22 protein-coding genes are annotated in these 21,159 nt (G+C 71.4%); 15 read left to right on the forward strand and 7 right to left on the reverse strand.

The features are described from left to right. Nucleotides 1-60 precede the first annotated feature (60 nt). Entirely contained in the window at nucleotides 61-984 is a 924-nt protein-coding gene (locus GWK61_RS37655) for a phosphotriesterase family protein (RefSeq protein WP_194916484.1), read from the reverse strand. Then, nucleotides 981-1,373, reverse strand: a complete 393-nt coding sequence (locus tag GWK61_RS37660; RefSeq protein ID WP_194916485.1) for a carboxymuconolactone decarboxylase family protein — start codon at nucleotides 1,371-1,373, stop codon at nucleotides 981-983. The genes GWK61_RS37655 and GWK61_RS37660 overlap by 4 nt, the downstream gene beginning before the upstream one ends. Before the next feature lie 87 nt (nucleotides 1,374-1,460). On the opposite strand from GWK61_RS37660, the gene GWK61_RS37665 reads away from it, so the two are divergent. Both GWK61_RS37665 and GWK61_RS37670 read left to right on the forward strand, forming a co-directional pair. Next, on the forward strand, nucleotides 1,461-2,027 hold the full coding sequence (locus GWK61_RS37665; protein WP_194916486.1) for a CGNR zinc finger domain-containing protein: 567 nt from the start codon (nucleotides 1,461-1,463) through the stop codon (nucleotides 2,025-2,027). Nucleotides 2,028-2,145: 118 nt separating this feature from the next. Continuing rightward, the gene (locus tag GWK61_RS37670; RefSeq protein ID WP_194916487.1) at nucleotides 2,146-3,153 is read left to right on the forward strand and encodes an alpha/beta fold hydrolase; all 1,008 of its coding nucleotides are present in this window, start codon (nucleotides 2,146-2,148) and stop codon (nucleotides 3,151-3,153) included. Nucleotides 3,154-3,288: 135 nt separating this feature from the next. Here the strand turns inward: GWK61_RS37670 and bldD are convergent, their stop codons facing one another. Continuing rightward, nucleotides 3,289-3,843 carry a transcriptional regulator BldD gene (gene bldD / locus GWK61_RS37675; protein ID WP_194916488.1) on the reverse strand — a complete coding sequence of 185 codons (555 nt, stop codon included), beginning with the start codon at nucleotides 3,841-3,843 and terminating at the stop codon, nucleotides 3,289-3,291. Nucleotides 3,844-4,175: 332 nt separating this feature from the next. On the opposite strand from bldD, the gene pyrR reads away from it, so the two are divergent. The 8 genes from pyrR (at nucleotide 4,176) to pyrF (ending at nucleotide 14,171) form a co-directional block, all read left to right on the forward strand. Then, nucleotides 4,176-4,745: a bifunctional pyr operon transcriptional regulator/uracil phosphoribosyltransferase PyrR gene (pyrR, locus tag GWK61_RS37680; protein ID WP_194916489.1), complete on the forward strand. Its 570-nt coding sequence runs from the start codon at nucleotides 4,176-4,178 to the stop codon at nucleotides 4,743-4,745. Continuing rightward, on the forward strand, nucleotides 4,742-5,764 hold the full coding sequence (locus tag GWK61_RS37685) for an aspartate carbamoyltransferase catalytic subunit (RefSeq protein ID WP_194916490.1): 1,023 nt from the start codon (nucleotides 4,742-4,744) through the stop codon (nucleotides 5,762-5,764). Before pyrR ends, GWK61_RS37685 begins: the two co-directional genes overlap by 4 nt. Beyond that, nucleotides 5,761-7,053, forward strand: coding sequence for a dihydroorotase (locus tag GWK61_RS37690; protein ID WP_194916491.1), 1,293 nt, complete (start codon nucleotides 5,761-5,763; stop codon nucleotides 7,051-7,053). Before GWK61_RS37685 ends, GWK61_RS37690 begins: the two co-directional genes overlap by 4 nt. Further along, nucleotides 7,050-7,622: a PH-like domain-containing protein gene (locus tag GWK61_RS37695; RefSeq protein WP_194916492.1), complete on the forward strand. Its 573-nt coding sequence runs from the start codon at nucleotides 7,050-7,052 to the stop codon at nucleotides 7,620-7,622. The genes GWK61_RS37690 and GWK61_RS37695 overlap by 4 nt, the downstream gene beginning before the upstream one ends. Then, nucleotides 7,619-8,767, forward strand: coding sequence for a glutamine-hydrolyzing carbamoyl-phosphate synthase small subunit (gene carA / locus GWK61_RS37700; RefSeq protein ID WP_194916493.1), 1,149 nt, complete (start codon nucleotides 7,619-7,621; stop codon nucleotides 8,765-8,767). The genes GWK61_RS37695 and carA overlap by 4 nt, the downstream gene beginning before the upstream one ends. A 1-nt stretch (nucleotide 8,768) precedes the next feature. Further along, a complete protein-coding gene (carB, locus tag GWK61_RS37705; protein WP_194916494.1) occupies nucleotides 8,769-12,083 on the forward strand; it encodes a carbamoyl-phosphate synthase large subunit in 3,315 nt (1,104 codons plus the stop codon). 74 nt (nucleotides 12,084-12,157) lie between these two features. Continuing rightward, nucleotides 12,158-13,288 (forward strand): quinone-dependent dihydroorotate dehydrogenase, encoded by a 1,131-nt coding sequence (locus GWK61_RS37710; RefSeq protein WP_194916495.1) that lies wholly within the window; start codon nucleotides 12,158-12,160, stop codon nucleotides 13,286-13,288. A 37-nt stretch (nucleotides 13,289-13,325) separates the two neighbouring features. Next, entirely contained in the window at nucleotides 13,326-14,171 is an 846-nt protein-coding gene (gene pyrF, locus GWK61_RS37715) for an orotidine-5'-phosphate decarboxylase (protein WP_194916496.1), read from the forward strand. An 18-nt stretch (nucleotides 14,172-14,189) separates the two neighbouring features. On the opposite strand, the gene GWK61_RS37720 is transcribed toward pyrF, so the two are convergent. Beyond that, nucleotides 14,190-15,323, reverse strand: a complete 1,134-nt coding sequence (locus GWK61_RS37720; RefSeq protein ID WP_323747933.1) for a serine hydrolase domain-containing protein — start codon at nucleotides 15,321-15,323, stop codon at nucleotides 14,190-14,192. A 178-nt stretch (nucleotides 15,324-15,501) separates the two neighbouring features. Here GWK61_RS37720 and GWK61_RS37725 point away from each other — a divergent pair, with 178 nt between their 5' ends. Then, on the forward strand, nucleotides 15,502-16,611 hold the full coding sequence (locus GWK61_RS37725) for a sensor histidine kinase (RefSeq protein WP_194916498.1): 1,110 nt from the start codon (nucleotides 15,502-15,504) through the stop codon (nucleotides 16,609-16,611). Continuing rightward, complete coding sequence (locus GWK61_RS37730) at nucleotides 16,608-17,303, forward strand: response regulator (protein ID WP_194916499.1); 696 nt, start codon at nucleotides 16,608-16,610, stop codon at nucleotides 17,301-17,303. Before GWK61_RS37725 ends, GWK61_RS37730 begins: the two co-directional genes overlap by 4 nt. 2 nt (nucleotides 17,304-17,305) lie before the next feature. Here GWK61_RS37730 and GWK61_RS37735 read toward each other — a convergent pair whose 3' ends face one another. Then, nucleotides 17,306-17,737, reverse strand: coding sequence for an SRPBCC family protein (locus GWK61_RS37735; RefSeq protein WP_194916500.1), 432 nt, complete (start codon nucleotides 17,735-17,737; stop codon nucleotides 17,306-17,308). Then, entirely contained in the window at nucleotides 17,730-18,095 is a 366-nt protein-coding gene (locus GWK61_RS37740) for an MmcQ/YjbR family DNA-binding protein (protein WP_194916504.1), read from the reverse strand. Before GWK61_RS37740 ends, GWK61_RS37735 begins: the two co-directional genes overlap by 8 nt. A 158-nt stretch (nucleotides 18,096-18,253) precedes the next feature. Here GWK61_RS37740 and GWK61_RS37745 point away from each other — a divergent pair, with 158 nt between their 5' ends. Further along, complete coding sequence (locus GWK61_RS37745; RefSeq protein WP_194916501.1) at nucleotides 18,254-18,898, forward strand: TetR/AcrR family transcriptional regulator; 645 nt, start codon at nucleotides 18,254-18,256, stop codon at nucleotides 18,896-18,898. A gap of 119 nt (nucleotides 18,899-19,017) precedes the next feature. Here the strand turns inward: GWK61_RS37745 and GWK61_RS60035 are convergent, their stop codons facing one another. Continuing rightward, nucleotides 19,018-19,515, reverse strand: coding sequence for a cytidine/deoxycytidylate deaminase family protein (locus tag GWK61_RS60035; RefSeq protein ID WP_194916502.1), 498 nt, complete (start codon nucleotides 19,513-19,515; stop codon nucleotides 19,018-19,020). A gap of 318 nt (nucleotides 19,516-19,833) precedes the next feature. Between GWK61_RS60035 and GWK61_RS37755 the strand changes: the two genes are divergently transcribed. Continuing rightward, nucleotides 19,834-20,517, forward strand: coding sequence for an HAD family hydrolase (locus GWK61_RS37755; RefSeq protein ID WP_194916503.1), 684 nt, complete (start codon nucleotides 19,834-19,836; stop codon nucleotides 20,515-20,517). A gap of 32 nt (nucleotides 20,518-20,549) precedes the next feature. Further along, a complete protein-coding gene (gene yidD / locus GWK61_RS37760; protein ID WP_228563594.1) occupies nucleotides 20,550-21,020 on the forward strand; it encodes a membrane protein insertion efficiency factor YidD in 471 nt (156 codons plus the stop codon). The last annotated feature ends 139 nt before the right edge of the window (nucleotides 21,021-21,159 follow it).

Raw genomic sequence — 21,159 nt, forward strand, 5'->3', positions numbered from 1 at the left:
CGACACCAGCCACCAGCCACCAGCCACCAGCACCCACACACAGAGCAGGAGCCCCTGATCTCAGACACGCCAGTCGGCGTCGAAGGCGCGCGCCGGATTCCCGCGAAAGAAGGCGTCGGCGACGTCGGGGCCGAAGTCCCGGAGCACGCGGGCCCTGATATCGGTGAGCAGATGGGGGATGCCGGGTCCGCCGCCGCCGGCGGCGCGGGCCGCGGCGCTGGTGGTGTCGCCGCCGAGCAGGACGCGGTCGGCGTGACCGGCCTCGGCCAGCGCGGCGAGGCAGTCGAACAGGCGCCAGTCGGTGGCGTGGTTGGCGCGGGAGGGGCCGTCGAAGCCGAGGAAGGCCCCTGCTTCGGCCGCCTCGCGGTGCGGTCCGAGGTCGGGGAAGCGGTTCAGATGCCCCAGAATGACCGATGAGGCGGGGACTCGGTCCAGCTCTCTCAGCACTCCGAGCGGATGCGTGCCGCCTTCCAAGTGCACTGCGATCGTGGATCCGGTGGCGTGGTACGCCGTGGCCGCCGCCTCGAAGGTCACGGATGCGTGCCGGTCCACCTGGTGGAAGTCGCCGGCGACCTTGATCAGGCCGGCTCGTGCGGGCAGCGGCGGACCATCCGGCTCCTCATCGCGCCGAAGTCCTTCGCTGAGCTCTGCGATGAACCGCTCGGCCAGGCCGTCGAGCAGGCGCGGCAGCTTTTCCGGCTGGTAGTGCCCTGCCTGGTGCAGTCCGGTGGCCGCGATGATGCGCACGCCGGTTGTTTCTGACAGTGCCGGCAGTACCTCCGCGCGCCGTCCCAACCCCATGGGCGACCACTGCGCCAGCGCCTGTCCGCCAGCCTCGGCGAAGGCTCGCAGCTCGGCCTCGGCCGCCGAAGGGTCGTTCAGCTCCTGGCCGAGCAGCTTGGCCGAGGCGAAGAACAGGTGGTCGTGCGAGTCCGTGACGCCCAGCGTGTCCGGCGCGATGTCGCCCAGGACCGTGCGGATCACTTGTCGGCCGCCTCGAACGCTGCTGCGGCGGCGCGCAGCCCGGCCAGCGCCTTCGGCACGCCGACGTACGGCGCCAGGTGTACGAAGACCTCCACGATCTCCTCGCGGCTCATGCCGATCCGCTCGCTGGTCTTGACGTGCCCGATCAGCTGGGGGTCCACTCCGCCGAGCGCCGTCAGCGCGGCCAGGTTCGCGATCTGCCGCTCCCGCAGGCCCAGCGCGGGGCGCTGGTACGTGCCGCCGAACAGGGCCGTCACGATCCAGTCCGTGAAGCCCGGCGCCAGCTTCTCCAGGCCCGGCAGTGCGGCGTTCTGCGTCGCCTCGTCCTGGAGCACGTCCAGCAGGGTGTAGCCGGCCTCGCGGTCCAAGGTGGCTGCTTCGAAGTCCATGGGTGGTCCTCCCGAATTCATGTAACGTCTCAAGCGTTACTTGAGCACGTTAGCAGGTGTAACGGTAAGAGCGTTACACTTTTCCGCATGGAGATCGTTCCCTTCCGCTTCGACACCGGCGCGACGTGGCTGAACCTGCTCGCCACGCGCGGCAGCGCCTTCGGCCGCCATCCGGAGGAGCGCATTCCCACGCCGGAGCGCTTGGCGGACTGGCTGGCGGCCGTGGAGCTGGCGCCGGAGGCGCCGGTGACCGTCGCCGATCTGGAGCTAGCCTGGCACCTGCGCGAGACGCTGCGTCCGCTGGCCTTGTCCGCCGCCACCGGCGAGGATCCGTCCCCCGAGGCCGCGGCCGGGCTGATCGCCTTCCTGCGGGCCCGCGATGAGCCGTTGAGCTTCGCAGGCTCCGCCGAGCCGCCGGGGCTGGCGCGCGTGGCGCCCGCGAACGCCGCCGCCGCGCTCGGCCGCGTCGCACGCCAGGCCGCCGACCAGCTCACCGGACCCGAGCGGCACGCGCTGAAGTCGTGCCCGGAGTCCGACTGCCGCGGCGTCTTCGCCGATCCGGACGGCCGCCGCCGCTGGTGCCCGTCGCCGGCCTGCGCCAGCCGCGGCCGGGTGCGGGCGCACCGGGCCCGCAAGGCGACCGCAGCCGAGTAGCCGCTGAGCAGCGCTGACGAGGGGCTGTCAGCGGCTCGTCAGCGGTCTGCCAGCCGCCGGCGCGAGGCTGTGTCGCGGGACGGGAATCCGTCCGGCGAGCGGAGCGAGGGGAGCTGCCATGGGCGCGTACGTGGACGTCGACGGCCTGAACATGTACTACGAGGTCGCCGGGGAGGGCGAGCCGGTGGTGCTGGTCCACGGCACCGGCGGCTTCGCCGACAGCTGGGCCGCGCAACGGGACCTGCTCCCCGACTGGTACCAGCTCTTCATGCCGGAGTGCCGGGGCCACGGCCGGACCGCGGACGTCGAGGGCCCCTACACCTACGAGAACTTCGCCGACGACCTCGCCGGCTTCATCGAGGCGCTGGAACTCGGCCCGGTCCGGCTGGTCGGCTGGAGCAACGGCGCCAGCGTGGTCCTGCGCCTGGCGCTCCGCCGGCCGGACCTGGTGAGCCGCCTGGTCCTGCTCAGCGGCGGCGTCCTGGACCCCGCCGGCCAAACCGCCGCCGCCACCGCGCTGTCGGTGGACCCCGGCCGCTCCCGCCTCGCCGAGACCTGGCGCCCGCTCTACGAAGCCCTGTCCCCGGACGGCCCCGAGCACTTCCCGGTGGTCGAGGAGAAGCTGAACCGCATGTGGCGCGAGGCGACGCCGGTCACAAAAGACCAGATCGCAGCCCTCCCGATGCCCCTCCTGGTCCTCCAAGGCGACGACGACTGCATCGAGATCGCCCACGCCGCCGCCCTGGCCGGAACCGCCCCGGACGGCCGCCTGGCCGTGATCCCGGGCACCTCGCACATCTCACCGGTGGAGAAGCCGGAGCTGGTGAACCTGATCCTCCTGGACTTCTTCGAAGACAAGCCGCCCGCCCGACTCTTCCCGCTGGGCTCCCTGCGCTCGGCGGCGGAAGCGGCCGGCGCGGGCAACGCGAGTGCCGCTCAGTCGACAGGTGCTCGGGAGATTTCTGGATCTGCGGCTGCGGCCGGCCCGGCCAATGCGGCTGCTCCCGAAGCTCCGGGTACTTCTGGCACCGCAGCCGTCAAGGCCGACACGCCCGCCCCATCCGCCCGCTCATCCGCCGCCCCGCCCGCCGGCTCCGAACCCGGCTCCATCCCGCGCGCAGCCTGAGAAAAAACCCTTACGCGCGGCCGGATTCTTAGCTTCCATCCTCGCCCGAACAGCCTAAAGCCCGCCGCGCATCACAGCGTGGCGGGCTTAGAGCTGTATGAAGGTGTACGAAGCTGTCAGGGCCGTGAAGCCCGCTCAGACCTCGTCGTCCTCGGCGAAGCCGCCCGGGAAGGTACCGGCTTCGCCGTCGCCCTCCTCGTCGTTGTACGGGCGCGCCGCGGCCGGGTTCAGGACGTCCCAGTCGGTGAGCATCTTGACCAGCTCGGACGGGGCCATCTCGTAGATGACGCCGAGCGTGCGCAGGTCCTCGCCGCGGATCGTCATGACACGGCCGTTCCAGTCGCCACGCTGGCTCTGGATGCTGCCGACATAGCGCAGCAGCGGGCCGGCCTGGTCGACCGGGAGGGCCTTGAGGCGCTCCAGGTCGAGGACCAGCTTGCCGCCCTGCTCGTGCGCCGACGCCGGGGCGCCGGTGCCGGGCAGCAGTTCGTGGACCGGCACGCCGTAGAACTCGGCGAGCTCGGACAGACGCTGCACGGTGACAGCGCGGTCGCCGCGCTCGTACGAGCCGACGACGACGGCCTTCCAGCGGCCCTGCGACTTCTGCTCGACGCCGTGCAGGGACAGGCCCTGCTGGGATCGGATGGCGCGCAGTCGGACGCCCAGCGCTTTCGCGTACTCGGTGGACATGTAGCTCCCCATAGACACAACTGCGGCCTCACGTGTTCCCCTCGCCACACGGCTTGGCCCAGTTCAGCGGATCGGCAGTTTTCTCGTATGACCCGTTGGTGACTTAGCGTGACGGTACGCGCAGCTGGGATTCTGCGCAAGTCCCGTCGTTGTCAAGGAAACCGATGACTGCCGGTGGTCTGGTCCAATCAGCTTATGTCACGCACAGCAGTGCTCCGCACTCGGATGGCGGAGCGCCGGTGACGATCATGCGTGATCGTCCTGGTAGAGTCGTTGCCGACCGAGTCCTTTAACGATCTGTCCCGTGAGGCAGAGAAGGGGGTCTTTTTCGTATGTCCGCAATACCGCAAGGTGCGCGGCCCGTGCTCGATGAGGCCGACATCTCCCGGGCTCTGACCCGGATAGCGCACGAGATCCTCGAACGCGCCAAGGGCGCCGAGGACGTCATGCTGCTGGGGATCCCCACCCGCGGCGCCACGCTCGCCAAGCGCCTGGCCGCCCGGATCGCCGACGTCGAGGGCACCACCGTCCCGGTCGGCTTCCTGGACGTCACCATGTACCGCGACGACCTGCGGATGAAGCCGGCCCGCGCGCTGGAGCGCACCGAGATCCCCGACGAGGGGGTCGACGGCCGCCTGATCGTCCTGGTGGACGACGTCCTGTACTCCGGCCGCACCATCCGCGCCGCCCTGGACGCCCTGAACGACCTCGGCCGCCCGCGCGCCGTGCAGCTGGCGGTCCTGGTCGACCGCGGCCACCGCGAACTGCCGATCCGCGCCGACTACGTCGGCAAGAACCTGCCGACCTCCCAGCGCGAGAGCGTCAAGGTCCGGCTGCGCGAGCACGACGGTGTGCAGCATGATGCCGTCTACCTGGGCATTGAGAGCGAGACGGCCATATGAAGCGCCACCTGTTGTCCACCGCCGACCTCTCCCGCGACGACGCGGTGCTGATCCTGGACACCGCCGAGGAGATCGCCCGGCTGGCGGCGCGCCCGATCAAGAAGCTGCCGACGCTGCGCGGCCGCACCGTGGTCAACCTCTTCTTCGAGGACTCCACCCGGACCCGGACCTCCTTCGAGGTCGCGGCCAAGCGGCTGAGCGCCGATGTGATCAATTTCTCGGCCAAGGGCTCCAGCGTCTCCAAGGGCGAGTCGCTGAAGGACACCGCGCTCACCCTGGAGGCCATGGGCGCCGACGCGGTCGTCGTCCGGCACAGCGCCTCCGGCGCCGCCTACCGCCTGGCGAACGCCGGCTGGAGCTCCAGCCACGTGGTCAACGCCGGCGACGGCACCCACGAGCACCCCACGCAGGCCCTGTTGGACGCCTTCACCATGCGCCGCCACCTCGGCGGCTTCGACGGCCGCCGGGTCACCGTGGTCGGCGACGTCCTGCACTCCCGGGTCGCGCGCTCCAACGTCCGCCTGTTGGCCACCCTCGGCGCCCGGGTGACGCTGGTCGCCCCGCCGACCCTGCTCCCGGTCGGCGTCGAGAGCTGGCCCTGCGACGTCTCCTACGACCTGGACGCGGCGATCCCGGGCAGCGACGCGATCATGATGCTGCGGGTCCAGCGCGAGCGGATGAACGGCGGCTTCTTCCCCACCCAGCGCGAGTACAGCCGCCGCTACGGCCTGGACGCCCAGCGCATGGCCAAGCTGCCGGACAAGGCGATCGTCATGCACCCGGGGCCGATGGTCCGCGGCATGGAGATCTCCGCCGCGGTCGCCGACTCCGACCGCTCGGTCATCGTCGAGCAGGTCGCCAACGGCGTCAGCGTCCGGATGGCCGTGCTCTACCTGCTGCTCGGCGGCAGCGAGTCCGCGATCGGCAGCGACGAGGGCCAGGCTCAGGGTCAGGGCCAGAATCAGCACCAGGCCCAGCACCAGCACCAGAACACCGAACCGAAGGGCGCCGCCGCGTGAGCACCACCTACCTGATCAAGAACGCGAGCGTCCTCGGCGGTGACCCGCAGGACCTGCTCCTGCGCGACGGCATCATCGCCGAGGCCGGAGCCCTGGGGCCGGTCCCGGGCACCGTGGTGGTCGACGCCGGCGGCCTGATCGCCCTGCCGGGCCTGGTCGACCTGCACACCCACCTGCGCGAGCCGGGCCGCGAGGACGCCGAGACCGTCGACACCGGCACCCGGGCCGCGGCGCTCGGCGGCTTCACCGCCGTGCACGCCATGGCCAACACCGACCCGGTCGCCGACACCGCCGGCGTGGTCGAGCAGGTCTGGCGCCTGGGCCGGGAGGCCGGGCACTGCGACGTGTTCCCGGTCGGCGCGGTCACCGTGGGCCTGGCCGGCGAGCGGCTGGCCGAGCTCGGCGCGATGGCCGACTCCGCGGCCCGGGTCCGGGTCTTCTCCGACGACGGCAAGTGCGTCTCCGACGCGAACCTGATGCGGCGCGCGCTGGAGTACGTGAAGGCCTTCGACGGCGTCGTCGCCCAGCACGCGCAGGAGCCCCGCCTCACCGAGGGCGCGCAGATGAACGAGGGCGAGCTGTCCGGGATCCTGGGCCTGACCGGCTGGCCGGCGGTCGCCGAGGAGGCGATCATCGCCCGCGACATCCTGCTGGCCGCGCACACCAAGTCCCGCCTGCACGTCTGCCACGTCTCCACGGCCGGCTCGGTCGAGCTGATCCGCTGGGCCAAGTCCAAGGGCTACCCGGTCACCGCCGAGGTCACCCCGCACCACCTGATCCTCACCGAGGACCAGGTGTTGGGCTACGACCCGATCTACAAGGTGAACCCGCCGCTGCGCACCGCCGCGGACGTCGAGGCGCTGCGCGCGGGCCTGGCCGACGGCACCATCGACGCCGTCGCCACCGACCACGCCCCGCACCCGCAGGAGGACAAGGACTGCGAGTGGGCCGCAGCGGCCATGGGCATGCTCGGCCTGGAGACCGCGCTGTCCGTGGTGCAGCAGACCATGGTCGACAGCGGCCTGATGAGCTGGGCCGACGTCGCGGACCGGATGTCGGTGCGGCCGGCCGCGATCGGCCAGGTCGACGACCGGCACGGCCGCCCGCTGGCGGTCGGCGAGCCGGCGAACCTGGTCCTGATCGACCCGAAGGCGAAGCGCACCGTGGACCGCACGGGCCTGGCCTCGCTGTCGCAGAACACGCCGTATCAGGCGATGGTGCTGCCGGGCGCGGTGGTGGCGACGTTCCTGCGCGGGACCGCCACCGTCCTGGACGGGAAGCTCGCATGAACCCCCCCACGATTTTCATTCAGCACAGCCTTTCCGCCGGTGAGCACTCGGCCCCGGTCACGCACATCGGCCAGCGGATCGTCTGGACCGTCGTCACGCTGGTCGCGATGGGCGGCATCTACCTGCTGATGTGGCGGGGCTGGAAGAAGCGCAAGGCCCGGCAGTCCGACCTGCTGCCGCTGAACGAGGTCCCGGCCGGGGTCTTCTCCGGCGAGGGCTTCGAGACGGTCTACGTGTCGACCACCTCCGAGGGCGACTGGCTGGACCGGATCGCCGTGCACGGCCTCGGCCAGCGCAGCAACGCGCAGGTCCACGTCGCCGAGGAGGGCGTGCTCATCGAGCGCGACCCGACGGCCGTCTTCATCCCGGCCGACGCGGTCCGCGGCGTCCGCCTGGCCTCCGGGATGGCCGGCAAGTATCTCCGCGATGAAGGCCTGGTGGTGATCACCTGGCAGCACGGTGACCGCACGCTGGACACCGGCGTCGATCCCCGGCACGGGACTGGTGAACTGATGTCGGCCCTGGAGGCCCACTTCGCGGCAAGCGCAACAGAAAGGCCGTCCGCATGAGCAATCGACCCCCGGCGATCCTCGTCCTGGAGGACGGACGGACCTTCCGCGGCGACGCCTACGGCGCGCTCGGCGAGACCTACGGCGAGGCCGTCTTCACCACCGGCATGACCGGCTACCAGGAGACCCTGACCGACCCCTCCTACCACCGGCAGGTCGTCGTGATGACGGCCCCGCACATCGGCAACACCGGCGTCAACGACGAGGACCCGGAGTCCCGGCAGATCTGGGTGGCCGGCTATGTGGTCCGCGACCCCAGCCGCGTGGCCTCCAACTGGCGCTCGCAGCGCACCCTGGACGAGGAGCTGACCGCGCAGGGCATCGTCGGCATCTCCGGCGTCGACACCCGCGCCATCACCCGGCACCTGCGCGAGCGCGGCGCGATGCGCTGCGGCGTGTTCTCCGGCGAGCTGTCCGCCCTGGACCCGGCGGCGCTGGTCGAGAAGGTCAAGGCGAGCCCGGAGATGGCCGGCGCGGACCTGGTCGGCGACGTCACGACCAAGCAGGGCTACGTGGTCGAGCCGATCGGCGAGCACAAGTTCACCGTCGCGGCCTACGACCTCGGTATCAAGTCCATGACACCGCACCGGATGGCCGAGCGCGGCGCCCGGGTGCACGTGCTCTCCGCCTCCGCGACCCTGGAGGACGTCCTCGCGCTGGCGCCGGACGGCTTCTTCATGAGCAACGGCCCCGGCGATCCGGAGACCACCGAGGAGACGATGGTCCCGATCGTCCAGGCGGTCCTGGACCGGCGGATCCCGGTCTTCGGGATCTGCTTCGGCAACCAGATCCTCGGCCGGGCCTTCGGCTTCGGCACCTACAAGCTCAAGTACGGCCACCGCGGCATCAACCAGCCGGTGCAGGACCGCGCGACCGGCAAGGTCGAGGTCACCGCGCACAACCACGGGTTCGCCGTGGACGCGCCGCTGGACAAGGTCAGCGACACCAAGTACGGCCGCGTCGAGGTCAGCCACGTCTGCCTGAACGACGACGTGGTGGAGGGCCTCAAGGCGCTCGACGTCCCGGCCTTCAGCGTGCAGTACCACCCCGAGGCGGCGGCCGGTCCCCACGACGCCGCGTACCTGTTCGACCGATTCGCGGATCTCATGGCCGAGACCAGGAACAACCGGAAGAGCGAGGCCTGAGATGCCGAAGCGTGAAGATCTGAAGTCCGTCCTCGTCGTCGGCTCCGGCCCGATCGTCATCGGCCAGGCCGCGGAGTTCGACTACTCCGGCACCCAGGCCTGCCGCGTGCTGCGCGCCGAGGGCCTGCGGGTCATCCTGGTGAACTCGAACCCGGCCACGATCATGACCGACCCCGAGGTCGCCGACGCCACCTACGTCGAGCCGATCACCCCGGAGTTCGTCGAGAAGATCATCGCCAAGGAGCGCCCGGACGCCCTGCTGCCCACGCTGGGCGGCCAGACCGCGCTGAACACCGCGGTCGCGCTGGCCGAGAACGGCGTCCTGGACAAGTACAACGTCGAGCTGATCGGCGCCAACATCGCCGCGATCCAGTCCGGCGAGGACCGCGAGAAGTTCAAGCGGATCGTCGAGACCATCGGCGCGACCGGGTTGAATGCACACAGCGCGCGCTCGGTGATCTGTCACTCATTGGAGGACTGCCTGGCCGGTGTCGAAGAGCTCGGCGGCTACCCGGTCGTGGTCCGGCCCTCGTTCACGATGGGCGGCGCCGGCTCCGGCTTCGCGCACGACGAGGCCGAGCTGCGCCGCATCGCAGGCACGGGCCTGGCGCTCTCGCCGACCACCGAGGTGCTCCTGGAGGAGTCCATCTTCGGCTGGAAGGAGTACGAGCTGGAGCTGATGCGCGACAAGAACGACAACGTCGTCGTGGTCTGCTCCATCGAGAACTTCGACCCTATGGGCGTGCACACCGGCGACTCGATCACCGTCGCCCCGGCGATGACCCTGACCGACCGGGAGTACCAGGAGCTGCGCGACATCGGCATCGCGGTGATCCGCGCGGTCGGCGTCGACACCGGCGGCTGCAACATCCAGTTCGCGGTGAACCCGGCCGACGGCCGGATCATCGTGATCGAGATGAACCCGCGCGTCTCCCGCTCCTCGGCGCTGGCCTCCAAGGCCACCGGCTTCCCGATCGCCAAGATCGCCGCGCGCCTGGCCGTCGGCTACACCCTGGACGAGATCCCCAACGACATCACCCGGGAGACTCCGGCGTCGTTCGAGCCGGCCTTGGACTACGTCGTGGTGAAGGTGCCGCGCTTCGCCTTCGAGAAGTTCCCGGCCGCCGACAGCACTCTGACCACCACCATGAAGTCCGTCGGCGAGGCCATGGCCATCGGGCGCTCCTTCCCGGAGGCTCTGCAGAAGGCTCTGCGTTCTCTGGAGAAGAAGGGCTCGGAGTTCACCTGGGTCGGGCCGGTCCGCGACAAGGCGACCGTGCTGGCCGAGGCCGCGCGCCCCACCGACGGCCGGATCAACCTGCTGGTCGAGGCCTACCGGGCCGGCGCCTCGATCTCCGAGCTGCACGAGGCCACCAAGATCGACCCCTGGTTCCTGGACCAGGTGCTGCTGGTCCACGAGACCGCCTGCGAGCTGCGCGACGCCGAGCGCCTGTCGCCGGAGCTGCTGCACCGCGTCAAGCGGACCGGCTTCTCCGACAAGCAGATCGCCGACATCCGCAGCCTGACCGAGCCGGTGGTGCGCGAGCTGCGGCACTCGCTCGGCGTGCGGCCGGTCTACAAGACCGTCGACACCTGCGCCGCCGAGTTCGCCGCGCGCACGCCGTACCACTACTCGTCCTACGACGAGGAGACCGAGGTCGAGCCGCGCGACAAGCCGGCCGTGATCATCCTGGGCTCGGGTCCCAACCGGATCGGGCAGGGCATCGAGTTCGACTACTCCTGCGTGCACGCCTCGTTCGCGCTGCGGGACGCCGGCTACGAGACCGTGATGGTCAACTGCAACCCGGAGACCGTCTCCACCGACTACGACACCTCCGACCGGCTGTACTTCGAGCCGCTGACGCTGGAGGACGTGCTGGAGATCGTGGACGCCGAGCGCGCCGCGGGCCCGCTGGCCGGCGTCATCGTGCAGCTCGGCGGCCAGACCCCGCTGGGCCTGGCGCAGTCGCTGAAGGACGCCGGCGTGCCGGTGGTCGGCACCTCGCCGGAGGCCATCCACCTGGCCGAGGACCGCGGCGCCTTCGGGCGGGTGCTGGCCGAGGCCGGGCTGCCGGCCCCGAAGCACGGGACGGCGTTCTCCTTCGCCGAGGCCAAGGCCATCGCCGACGAGATCGGCTACCCGGTGCTGGTCCGGCCCTCCTACGTGCTCGGCGGCCGGGGCATGGAGATCGTCTACGACGAGGCCATGCTCCACGACTACATCGAGCGCGCCACCCAGATCTCGCCGGAGCACCCGGTGCTGGTCGACCGGTTCCTGGACGACGCGATCGAGATCGACGTGGACGCGCTGTTCGACGGCGAGGAGCTCTACCTCGGCGGCGTGATGGAGCACATCGAGGAGGCCGGCATCCACTCCGGCGACTCGGCGTGCGCGCTGCCGCCGATCACCCTCGGCGGGCACGACATCAAGCGGCTGCGCGCCTCCACCGAGGCGATCGCCCGCGGCGTGGGAGTGCGGGGCCTGATCAACATCCAGTACGCGCTGGCCGGCGACATCCTGTACGTGCTGGAGGCCAACCCGCGCGCCTCGCGCACGGTGCCGTTCGTGGCCAAGGCCACCGCGGTCCCGCTGGCCAAGGCCGCCGCCCGGATCACTCTGGGCGCCACCGTGGCCCAGCTGCGCGCGGAGGGGCTGCTGCCGAAGGAAGGCGACGGCGGCACGCTGCCCCCGGACTCGCCGATCTCGGTCAAGGAAGCGGTCATGCCGTGGTCCCGGTTCCGGACCCCGGACGGCCAGGGCGTGGACGTCATCCTCGGCCCGGAGATGCGCTCCACCGGCGAGGTGATGGGCATCGACGCGGACTTCGGCAAGGCGTTCGCCAAGTCCCAGGCCGGGGCCTACGGCTCGCTGCCGCTGAAGGGCAAGGCGTTCGTCTCGGTGGCCAACCGGGACAAGCGCTCGATGGTGTTCCCGGTCAAGGCGCTGCACGACCTGGGCTTCGAGATCCTGGCCACCGACGGCACCGCCGACGTGCTGCGCCGCAACGGGATCCCGGCGACGACGGTGCGCAAGCTGTCGCAGGGGACCGGGCCGAACGGCGAGCCGACGATCGTGCAGATGATCGTCGACGGCGCGATCGACCTGATCGTGAACACGCCCTTCGGGGTCGGTTCGCGGCTGGACGGCTACGAGATCCGGACCGCGGCGGTGCAGGCCGGCAAGCCGTGCATCACCACGGTCCAGGGCTTCGCGGCGGCCGTGCACGGGATCGAGGCGCTGCAGCGCGGCGAGATCGGGATCGGCTCGCTGCAGGAGTACGCGGACAAGATCAACGCCTCGCGCGCTGCGGGCTGAATACCTCGGCGCCGAGGTACCTCGGAGCCTGTGTCGGCGGTCTTGGCGGTATGGAATTGAGGAAGGTGCCTGCGATGCGGATCTATCCGAAACTGTTCAACCTGGTGTTCCGTCGGATGGACGCCGAGCAGGCCCACCGCCTCGGCTTCGGCGTGGTCAAGGCGGTCGGCGCGCTGCCCGCCGGGACCGGTCTGGCGCTGCTGGAGCGGTTGTTCGCGGTGCACGACCCGGTGCTGAAGCAGACCGTGTTCGGCGTGGAGTTCCCGGCGCCGTTCGGCCTGGCCGCCGGCTTCGACAAGAACGCCGAGGGCATCGACGCGCTGGCCGCCTTGGGCTTCGGCTCGGTGGAGATCGGCACCGTCACCGGCCAGGGCCAGCCCGGCAACGAGCAGCCCCGGCTGGCGCGGCTGATCGCCGACCGCGCGGTGGTGAACCGCATGGGCTTCAACAACGGCGGCGCCGAGGAGGTCGCGCGGCGGCTCAAGCGGCGCGTGGCCAAGCCCGAGCGCTGGGACAAGGTGCCGCCGGTGGTCGGCGTCAACATCGGCAAGACGAAGATGGTGCCGGAGGACGAGGCCGCGACCGACTACGTGGTGTCGACCAAGCTGCTGGCGCCGTACGCGGACTACCTGGTGGTCAACGTCTCCTCGCCGAACACCCCGGGCTTGCGCAACCTGCAGGCCGTCGAGGTGCTGCGGCCGCTGCTGAAGGCGGTGCGCGCGGCGGCCGACGAGGCGGTGCCGGGGCGGCACGTCCCGCTGCTGGTGAAGATCGCCCCGGACCTGGCCGACGCCGATGTCGACGCGGTCGCCGACCTGGCGCTGGACCTGCACCTGGACGGCATCATCGCGACCAACACGACCATCGGCCGCTCGGGGCTGAAGTCCGCCGAGGAGAAGGTCTCGGCCGCCGGCGGCGGCGGTCTGTCGGGCGCACCGCTGAAGACGCGGTCGCTGGAGGTGCTGCGACGGCTGCGCGCGCGGACCGAGGGCAAGCTGGTGCTGGTCTCGGTCGGCGGCGTGGAGACCGTGAACGACGCCTGGCAGCGCCTGGTCGCCGGCGCCGACCTGGTGCAGGGTTACACCGGGTTCATCTACGAGGGGCCGGGCTGGGCGTCTCGGATCAACCGCGGGCTCGCCGAGAAGGTGCGGGCCGGCGGATACACGAGCTTGCGCGACGCCGTCGAGGCGGCACGCGTTTCTTAGGACTCATATATAAGGCTCATACATAAGGAGAGTTGTCATGGCTGCTCGACCGGATTCCCCGTTCGGCGCACGGTTGCGGACTGCTCTCGACGAGCGGGGCCCGCTGTGCGCCGGGATCGACCCGCACACGGCGCTGCTGGCCCAGTGGGGGCTCGACGACGACGTCGCGGGCCTGGAGCGGTTCTCGTACACGGTGGTCGAGGCGCTGGCCGACCGGGTCGCCGTCCTGAAGCCGCAGTCGGCCTTCTTCGAGCGCTACGGCAGCCGCGGCATCGCGGTCCTGGAGCGCGTCGTCGACGACGCGCGCTCGGCCGGCGCCCTGGTGATCATGGACGCCAAGCGCGGGGACATCGGATCCACGGTCGCGGCCTACGCCGACGCCTACCTGGAGCCCTCCTCACCGCTGTTCTCGGACGCGCTGACCGCGAACCCGTACCTCGGCTTCGGCTCCCTGGAGCCGCTGTACACCCTGGCGGAGAAGAACAACGCCGGCGTGTTCGTACTCGGACTGACCTCGAACCCCGAGGGCACGCAGGTCCAGGGCGCCATCGGGGCGTCGGGCCGCAGCGTCGCGGAGGAGATCATCGGCGCCGCGGCCGCCCGCAACGCCGGCGCCTCCCCGATGGGCCCGATCGGCGTGGTGGTCGGCGGCACCGTCGAGACCCCGAGCTTCGACCTGGCCCGCCTGAACGGCGCCTACCTGGTCCCCGGCATCGGCGCCCAGGGCGCCACCGCGGAGGACGTGAGGCGCATCTTCGGAACCGGCGCGCACAACGTCGTGCCGGCGAGCAGCCGCGAGATCCTGCGCGGCGGGCCTTCGGTGGCCGGACTGCGGGACGCGGCTGCTCGGACGGTGGACGAGCTGCAGGGGATTCTGGACTAAGTCCCCTTCCAGCTGGAACTACCCCGCGCGGCACATTTCGTTGTCCACCAGCGCGTTGGTGGCCAGCTGGATCGCCTCGCTGCCGTCGCCGGTGCTGGAGACGACGACGGTGCGGCCGGTCTCCGGCGCGGTCGCGTCCCAGGTCTGGTAGCCCGGGACGCCGCCGGGGTGGCCGAAGTAGCCGCCGCCGCAGGAGAGCGGGAACCAGGCCAGGCCCAGGCCGTAGCGGGCGCTGGGCCAGAAGACGCTCAGCTGGGCCGCCGGGATGGTGGTCTCCATGTTGGTGAGCTGGGCCGGGGCCAGGAGGCGGCCGTCGGTCAGGGCCGCGTAGAAGCGGCTCAGGTCGGCGGTGGTGCTGATGATCGATCCGGCCGCGTCGATCATGCTCGGGTTGAGCACGGTGACGTCGACCGGGTCGGTGCCGCCGAAGGTCGAGTAACCCTCGGCGTGCGGGCCCGGGATGAAGGGCAGCGTGCCCGGGACCAGGGTGTGGCGCAGTCCGAGGGGCCGGATGATCCGGGCGTCGACCTCGTGGGCCCAGGTCTGGCCGGTGACCCGGTTGACGATCATGCCGAGCAGCACGTAGTTGGTGTTGGAGTACGAGGTCCCGGTGCCCGGCGGGAAGGTCGGCTGGTGCTTCATCGCCAGCGCCACCAGCTGCGCCGGCGTGTAGACGTCGAAGCGGCCGGACTGGTAGCCGGCGGCGGTGGCTATCTCGGGCAGGTCGTGGGCGAAGTCGTAGATGCCCGAGGTGTGCTGGAGTAGCGCCCTCACGGTGATCCGGCTGCCGTCGTTGCCGTTGCCCGTGACCACCCCCGGCAGCCAGCGGTCGACCGTGTCCGACAACTCCAGCCGCCCCTCGCCGACGAGCTGCAGCACGACCGTGGCGACGAAGCTCTTGGTGGCGCTGCCGATCCGGAACCGCGCGTCCAGCGGCACCGGCGCTCCGGTGGCGGTGTCGGCCACGCCGGCCCGCACGGTCTGGCGTCCGTTCGGCGTGGTCACCGAGACCAGCACGCCGGGTGCGCCGGCGGCGTGGATCGCGTCGGCCTCCTGTTGCAGCTGGCCGGCGTGTTGCGCGCTTCCTTGAGCGGCGCCGGCAGGCGCGGCGGCACCCAACCCCACGGCCGCTGTGAGGAGGATCGCGGGCACGCTGCGATTCAAAGTTCTCAAACGCATGGTCGATCTCACTTTCTGGTCGTCCGCATATCGCTGGCAGGGACGCTAGTGAGATCGGAGACAGAGACCGTCCCCCTACCGGGGTCACCGTCCATACCCCCGTGGGGGGACGGCTGTGGCAGCGCAGGTGCTTAGAGTCTGGAGAGTGCTGATGACCCGTGTTCTCCGCAGGGTGCCCGAGGACGTCGCCGACGCGGCGCTCGCCGCCGCGTTCCTGACCGCGATGGTCGTCGAGCGGGCCGGGATGCTGTCGGGGGACCGGTTGTCGGCCGCGGTCGCTCTGAGCGTGGTCATGGCCGGCTGCGTGGCGCTTCGCCGCCGAGTGCCCTACGCGGGCTACATCGTCGGCTCCACGGCGCTGATCGCGGAGGCGCTGTGGATCGCCCCGAGCTCGATCTCGCCTTACGCGAACCTGGTCTGCCTGTACTCCCTCGGCCTGTACGCGACGCGCAGCCGGGCCCGCTGGGGTCCGCTGATCCTGATCCCCGGCGTCGTCGCCTACTTCGCGAAGTTCCCGTCCGCCACGCTCACCATGCCCGCCGGCGTCCTGTTCACCTGGTGGCTCGCCTGGGCCGTCGGCTACGGCGCGGCCCGGCGGCATGAGGAACAGGAGGCGGCCCGGCAGGCAGTGCGGCGGGCGGCGGTGGCCGACGAGCGGCTGCGGCTGGCGCGCGAGCTGCACGACCTGATCGGGCACACGGTCAACGTGATGGTGGTCCAGGCCGGCGCGGGCCGCCGGGTCCTGGACCGGGATCCGGCGAAGACCCGGGAGATCCTGACCGGTCTGGAGCACATCGGCCGTGACGCGCTCACCGAGCTGGACCGGGTGCTCGGCCTGCTGCGGCGGCACGAGCCGGCCGGGCTCGACGACCTTCTCGGCGCCGCGCCCGGTATCGCGGAGCTGCCCCGGCTGGTCGAGCGCATGGCGCAGGCCGGAGTCCAGGTGACGGTCCGGATGGACCCGTCCGTGGCCGACGTGATCCCGAGCGTGGACCTGTCGGCCTACCGGATCGTCCAGGAGGCGCTGACCAACGCGCTGAAGCACGGCGGCGCCAGCTCGGCGAGCGTCACGGTCCACCACGATGGCCGGGCCATAGACATCGAGGTCTGCGACGACGGACGCGGCAGCCCGGCCGGCTACCTCCCCGGGCGCGGGCTGCTGGGCATCGCCGAGCGCGCCGCGGCGTTCGGCGGCAGCGTCGAGCATGGCGGAGGCGACCGGGGCGGGTTCCGGCTGCGGGCCGTGCTCCCCGTGCCGTGAGCGTCCGGGTCCTGATCGCCGATGGCGACGCCCTCCTGCGGGCCGGCGTCACGGTCGTCCTCGGCACCGCGGAAGGCGTCGAGGTGGTCGGCGAGGCCGCGGACGGGCTGCAAGCCGTCGAGCTGTGCCGCTCGCTGGAGCCGGACGTCGTCCTGATGGACGTGCGGATGCCCGGCGTCGACGGCATCGAGGCCACCCGCCGCATCGTCGGAGCGGCGCTGCCCACACGGATCCTCGTACTCACCACGTTCCACCACGACGAGTACGTCTGGGGCGCGCTCCGGGCCGGTGCCAGCGGCTTCCTGCTCAAGCGCTCCCCGCCCGAGCGGCTCATCGACGCCGTCCACACGGTGGCGGCCGGCGACGCGCTGCTCGACCCGGCGGTGACCCGGGACCTCGTGCGGCGGTTCGTCGAGCTGAGCGCGGCCGGCTCGGCGCAGGAGACTACGTCGGCTCGGGCGTCGGCCCAGCGGAGGCGCCGAGAACTGGACCGCCTGACCGAGCGGGAGACCCAGGTCCTCCGGCTCGTCGCCGAAGGCTACGCCAACGCGGAGATCGCCGGCCTGCTCGTGATCGCCGAGTCCACCGCGAAGACCCACGTGAAGCGGATCCTCGCCAAGATCGGCGCGCGCGATCGGGCCCAAGCCGTCGTCATCGCCTACCAGGGTGGCTTGATGAACCCCTGGACGTGAGATCAGCCCGTCTCAAGAACGCGCTTGAGCCGGCCGAGCGAGACCTTGAAGAAGAGCCTGGTCGTCGGCCCGACGGCCAGCCAGCCGACCTTCCCCAGCACCCCGAACGGCAGGTCCACCCGCTCCCACCACGTGACCCGGCACCGCCGCTCACCCAGTGCCGCCACCTCGAACCCGCCGGTGCCGCGCACCACGTGCCCGGTGTGCAGCACCACGCAGCTGCGCGGCGGGTCCCACTCGGTGACCGTCATCGTGTCCAGGAAGCCCACCGGGCCGATCCCGGTCCAGCCCTCCAGCTTCTCGCCGACCGCGCTCGCCGTCCCGCGCACCTGTGTGGCGACCATCCACGTGCCCTGCGACGGCCAGTCGGCGATCGCCGCCCAGGCCTGCTCCGCCGGGACCGCGACGTCGACCGACACCCTCAGCTCAGGCAAGGCGCGCCGCCAGCGTCTTGGGCGCCACCTTGCGGTACGCGTCCCGCACGATCTCCTCGACGTCCTCCCAGTCCGGGTCGTCGTCCAGGTTCACGCCGAGCCAGCCCCGGACGCCCACGTACGGCGGGCTGTAGAACGTGTCCGGGTCCTGCTCGATCCGCATCTCCTGCACGCCGTCGGCGGCCGGGGCCCAGAAGCCCAGGCGCTTGCCGTGGTGGTGGTTGCAGAACATCACGAGCGTGCGCTTGCCGCGGACGAACCAGGTCGGCTCGCCGTGGCTCAGCCGCTCCTCGACCTCGGGGAGGGCCAGGCAGATGCTGCGGAGTTCTTCGAGCGCGACGAGCTCTTCGGGCAGCATCGCTTCTTCGGGCGACGTGGCTTCTTCCGGCGGCATGGCCTGTTCGCGCGGCATGGCTCCATCCTCACGGTTCGCACCGACAGCGTCGAGCCGGGCCCGGCGACCGCGTGTTGAGCGGGCGCTCAACGAACCCTTGTGCGATCCGGTAGCGTCGCGGCATGAGCACCGACACCCGGGACCGGCTCCTGCAGGGCACGATCGACGCGCTGCGGACCCAGGGCATCGCCGGGGTGTCGGCCCGGACCATCGGCGCGGCCGCCGGGGTGAACCAGGCGCTGGTGTTCTACCACTTCGGCAGCGTCGACGAGCTGTTGGCGGCGGCCGCCATGTGGTCGACCGAGCAGCAGGTCGCCGCGTACCGGGAGCGGTTCGAGCGCGTGCGGTCGCTCCGGGAGCTGCAGAAGGTGGGCCGGGAAATGCACGTGCGGGAGAGCGCCGCGGGCAACGTCACGGTGCTGGGCCAGATGCTCGCCGGGGCGCAGACGAACCCGGCGTTCGCGACGGCCACCCGGGACGCGCTGGCGCTGTGGACCGTGGAGATCGAGCGCGTGCTGAGCCGGGTGCTGGCGGACTCGCCGCTGGGGGAGGTGGCCGACGTGCCGGGACTGGCGCGCGCGGTGACGGCCTCGTTCATCGGGATGGAGCTGCTGGCCGCCGTCGACCCCGAGGGCGACAAGGCGGCGTTCCGGGCCCTGGACCAGCTCGGCGCGCTGCTGGAGTACCTGGACGATCTGGGGCCCGCCGCGAGGGCGGCGGCGCGGCGTGCGGTACGGACCGCGGTGCGGCGGTCGGTGCGCGCTTAGGCCAGTGCGTTTGGATCGGTGCGAGTTCAGGCCTGTGCGAGCACAAGTCTTTCGATGTGCGCGTAGGCGGCGGCGCGGAAGCGGAGCCGCCCAAACGTTTCGCCGATGCGTCGTACGGGTCAGGCCTCGCCGAACAGGTGCGCGTTCGCGGCCTTGACCAGCGGCTCGAACTCGGGCATCTCCACGACCTCGATGCCGGCGTCCCGGAGCAGCTCGGCGCCCTGGCAGTCCTCGACCAGCAGCGAGGGCTCGCGCCAGGCGAACACCACGCGCCGGATGCCGGAAGCGATGATCAGCTGCGTGCAGGTGGCCGGCCGGGACTTGCGGACCGAGCAGGGCTCCAGCGAGGAGTAGATGGTCGCGCCGGGCAGCCGCGGGTGGTTCGGGACCAGGCGGGCCAGCGCGGACTCCTCGGCGTGCACGTGCTCGTCGGTGTCGCGGGACCAGCCGCGGGAGAGCTCGCGGTCGTCGGCGTCGACGATCAGCGCCCCGACGTTGAACGCGCGCGGCGACGGCGGGCAGCGCCAGGCGAGGTCGACCGCGGTGCTGAGCCATTCACGGTCTTCCCCGTGGGTGCGGTTGGAGAAATAAGCGGAGGCGGCGTCGGTGGTGGTCACTTTCCAAAGCCCTCGGTTCTGATCGGGTCCGGCGGGTGGGTGGTGCGCGCACGGTGCCAGTGGCACTGCCGCGTCGCCGGAGCGGGGGAGGCACGCAGGGTGGGGGAGGCCGGACGGGCCGGACGGCGGGCAGGCTCGCGACGTCCGGGGCGGTCCAGGGTGACCGGGACCGTTCCGCGGCGACGAGCGGAGCCGGAACTGTCTGTGGTCACAAGTCCCAACAGTAGTCGCGGCGGGCCGACGTTTCTCGGGTTCGGCGCCAAGCCGCCGATCGGAGGAGGGAAAAGACCCCCCGCGCGGGTTGGTATCTTGATCGGCATGCTCCACCCCATACCGCCGGCCGCTGTGTTCTTCGACATGGACGGTCTGCTCATCGACTCCGAGCCCACCTGGTTCCAAGCCGAAAAGGACATGCTCGCCGGTTACGGGTACACCCTGGGACCTGAGCACTATCCCCACGTGCTGGGCAAGCCGATAGAGGTCTCGACGGCGTACCTGCTGGAACTCACCGGCCACCCGGTCACCGCGGAGCAGTTCGCCGACGGCATCGAGAAGGCGATGGTCGAGCGCCTGCGCGACGGCGTCCCCATGATGCCGGGCGCGAAGGACCTCCTGGTGGAGCTGGAGGCCGCGGGCATACCGCTGGCCCTGGTGTCGGCCTCCTCCCGCCGCATCGTGGAGGCCTGCCTGCCGCTGATCGGCCGCGACCACTTCCGCGTCACGGTCTCCGGCGACGACGTCGAGCACAGCAAGCCCAACCCGGACCCCTACCTCCTGGCCGCCGAGCACCTGGCCGTCGACCCGGCCCACTGCGTCGTTCTGGAGGACTCGCCGACCGGCACCGCGGCCGGCCACGCGGCAGGCTGCCACGTGATCGCCGTACCGCACGCGGCGGAAGTCCCGGCCCGCGAGCGGGTGACGGTCGTCGACTCGCTTCAGCGCGTGGACCTAGTATTCCTGCGGGGGTTGTTCGACGACGAGCGGACGTTGGACGACAGATAACTGGCCATAAGGGCTGAAACACGGGGGACAGGATGGACGACGAGGTCGGCGCCGGCGCGATCCCGGACGGCACGACAGGCGGGGAAGGGCGCCGGCGGGGGTGTATGAACGACCCGCGCGACGCCCAGTGCATGCCGGAGGGCTGCTGCGAGTCGGCCACCGCCGGCGGGTGCCTGGTGGGTCTCACGATCCTGACAAGCACCGGCGGGGGACTCTTCGCGGCGGTCGCCGGGATCGGCAGGACCGGTCGACGGCTCCGGAGCGACACCAAGGCGCCGCACGGCTTGATCGCTGGGGCGTTGTACCGGTTCGTGCGGTACTACCAGCTTCGGATCAGCTCGCGGCGACGTGGGTACGGGGGCTGCCGGTACGCGCCGACCTGCTCGGAGTACGCGGCTGAGGCCTTGCGGCGGTACGGAGCGCTGAAGGGGTCACGGCTGGCTGTCGGGCGGTTGCGGCGGTGCCGGCCGGGGACCGCCGGCGGCACGGATCGGGTGCCCTAGGCACCGGGCCCGGAGGCGCCGGACCTGGCCCGGGCGCACGTCGAGACGCCGCCGCGGGACGAGGGCGTTCGCCCCGACGAGTCAGCCCTCTGACTCCTCCGAGCCGCCGCCGGCCACCGCCCCGGCCGCAGCCCGCCCC

The organism is Catenulispora rubra, assembly GCF_015356825.1.
In the GTDB taxonomy this organism is placed as follows: Bacteria; Actinomycetota; Actinomycetes; order Streptomycetales; family Catenulisporaceae; genus Catenulispora; species Catenulispora rubra.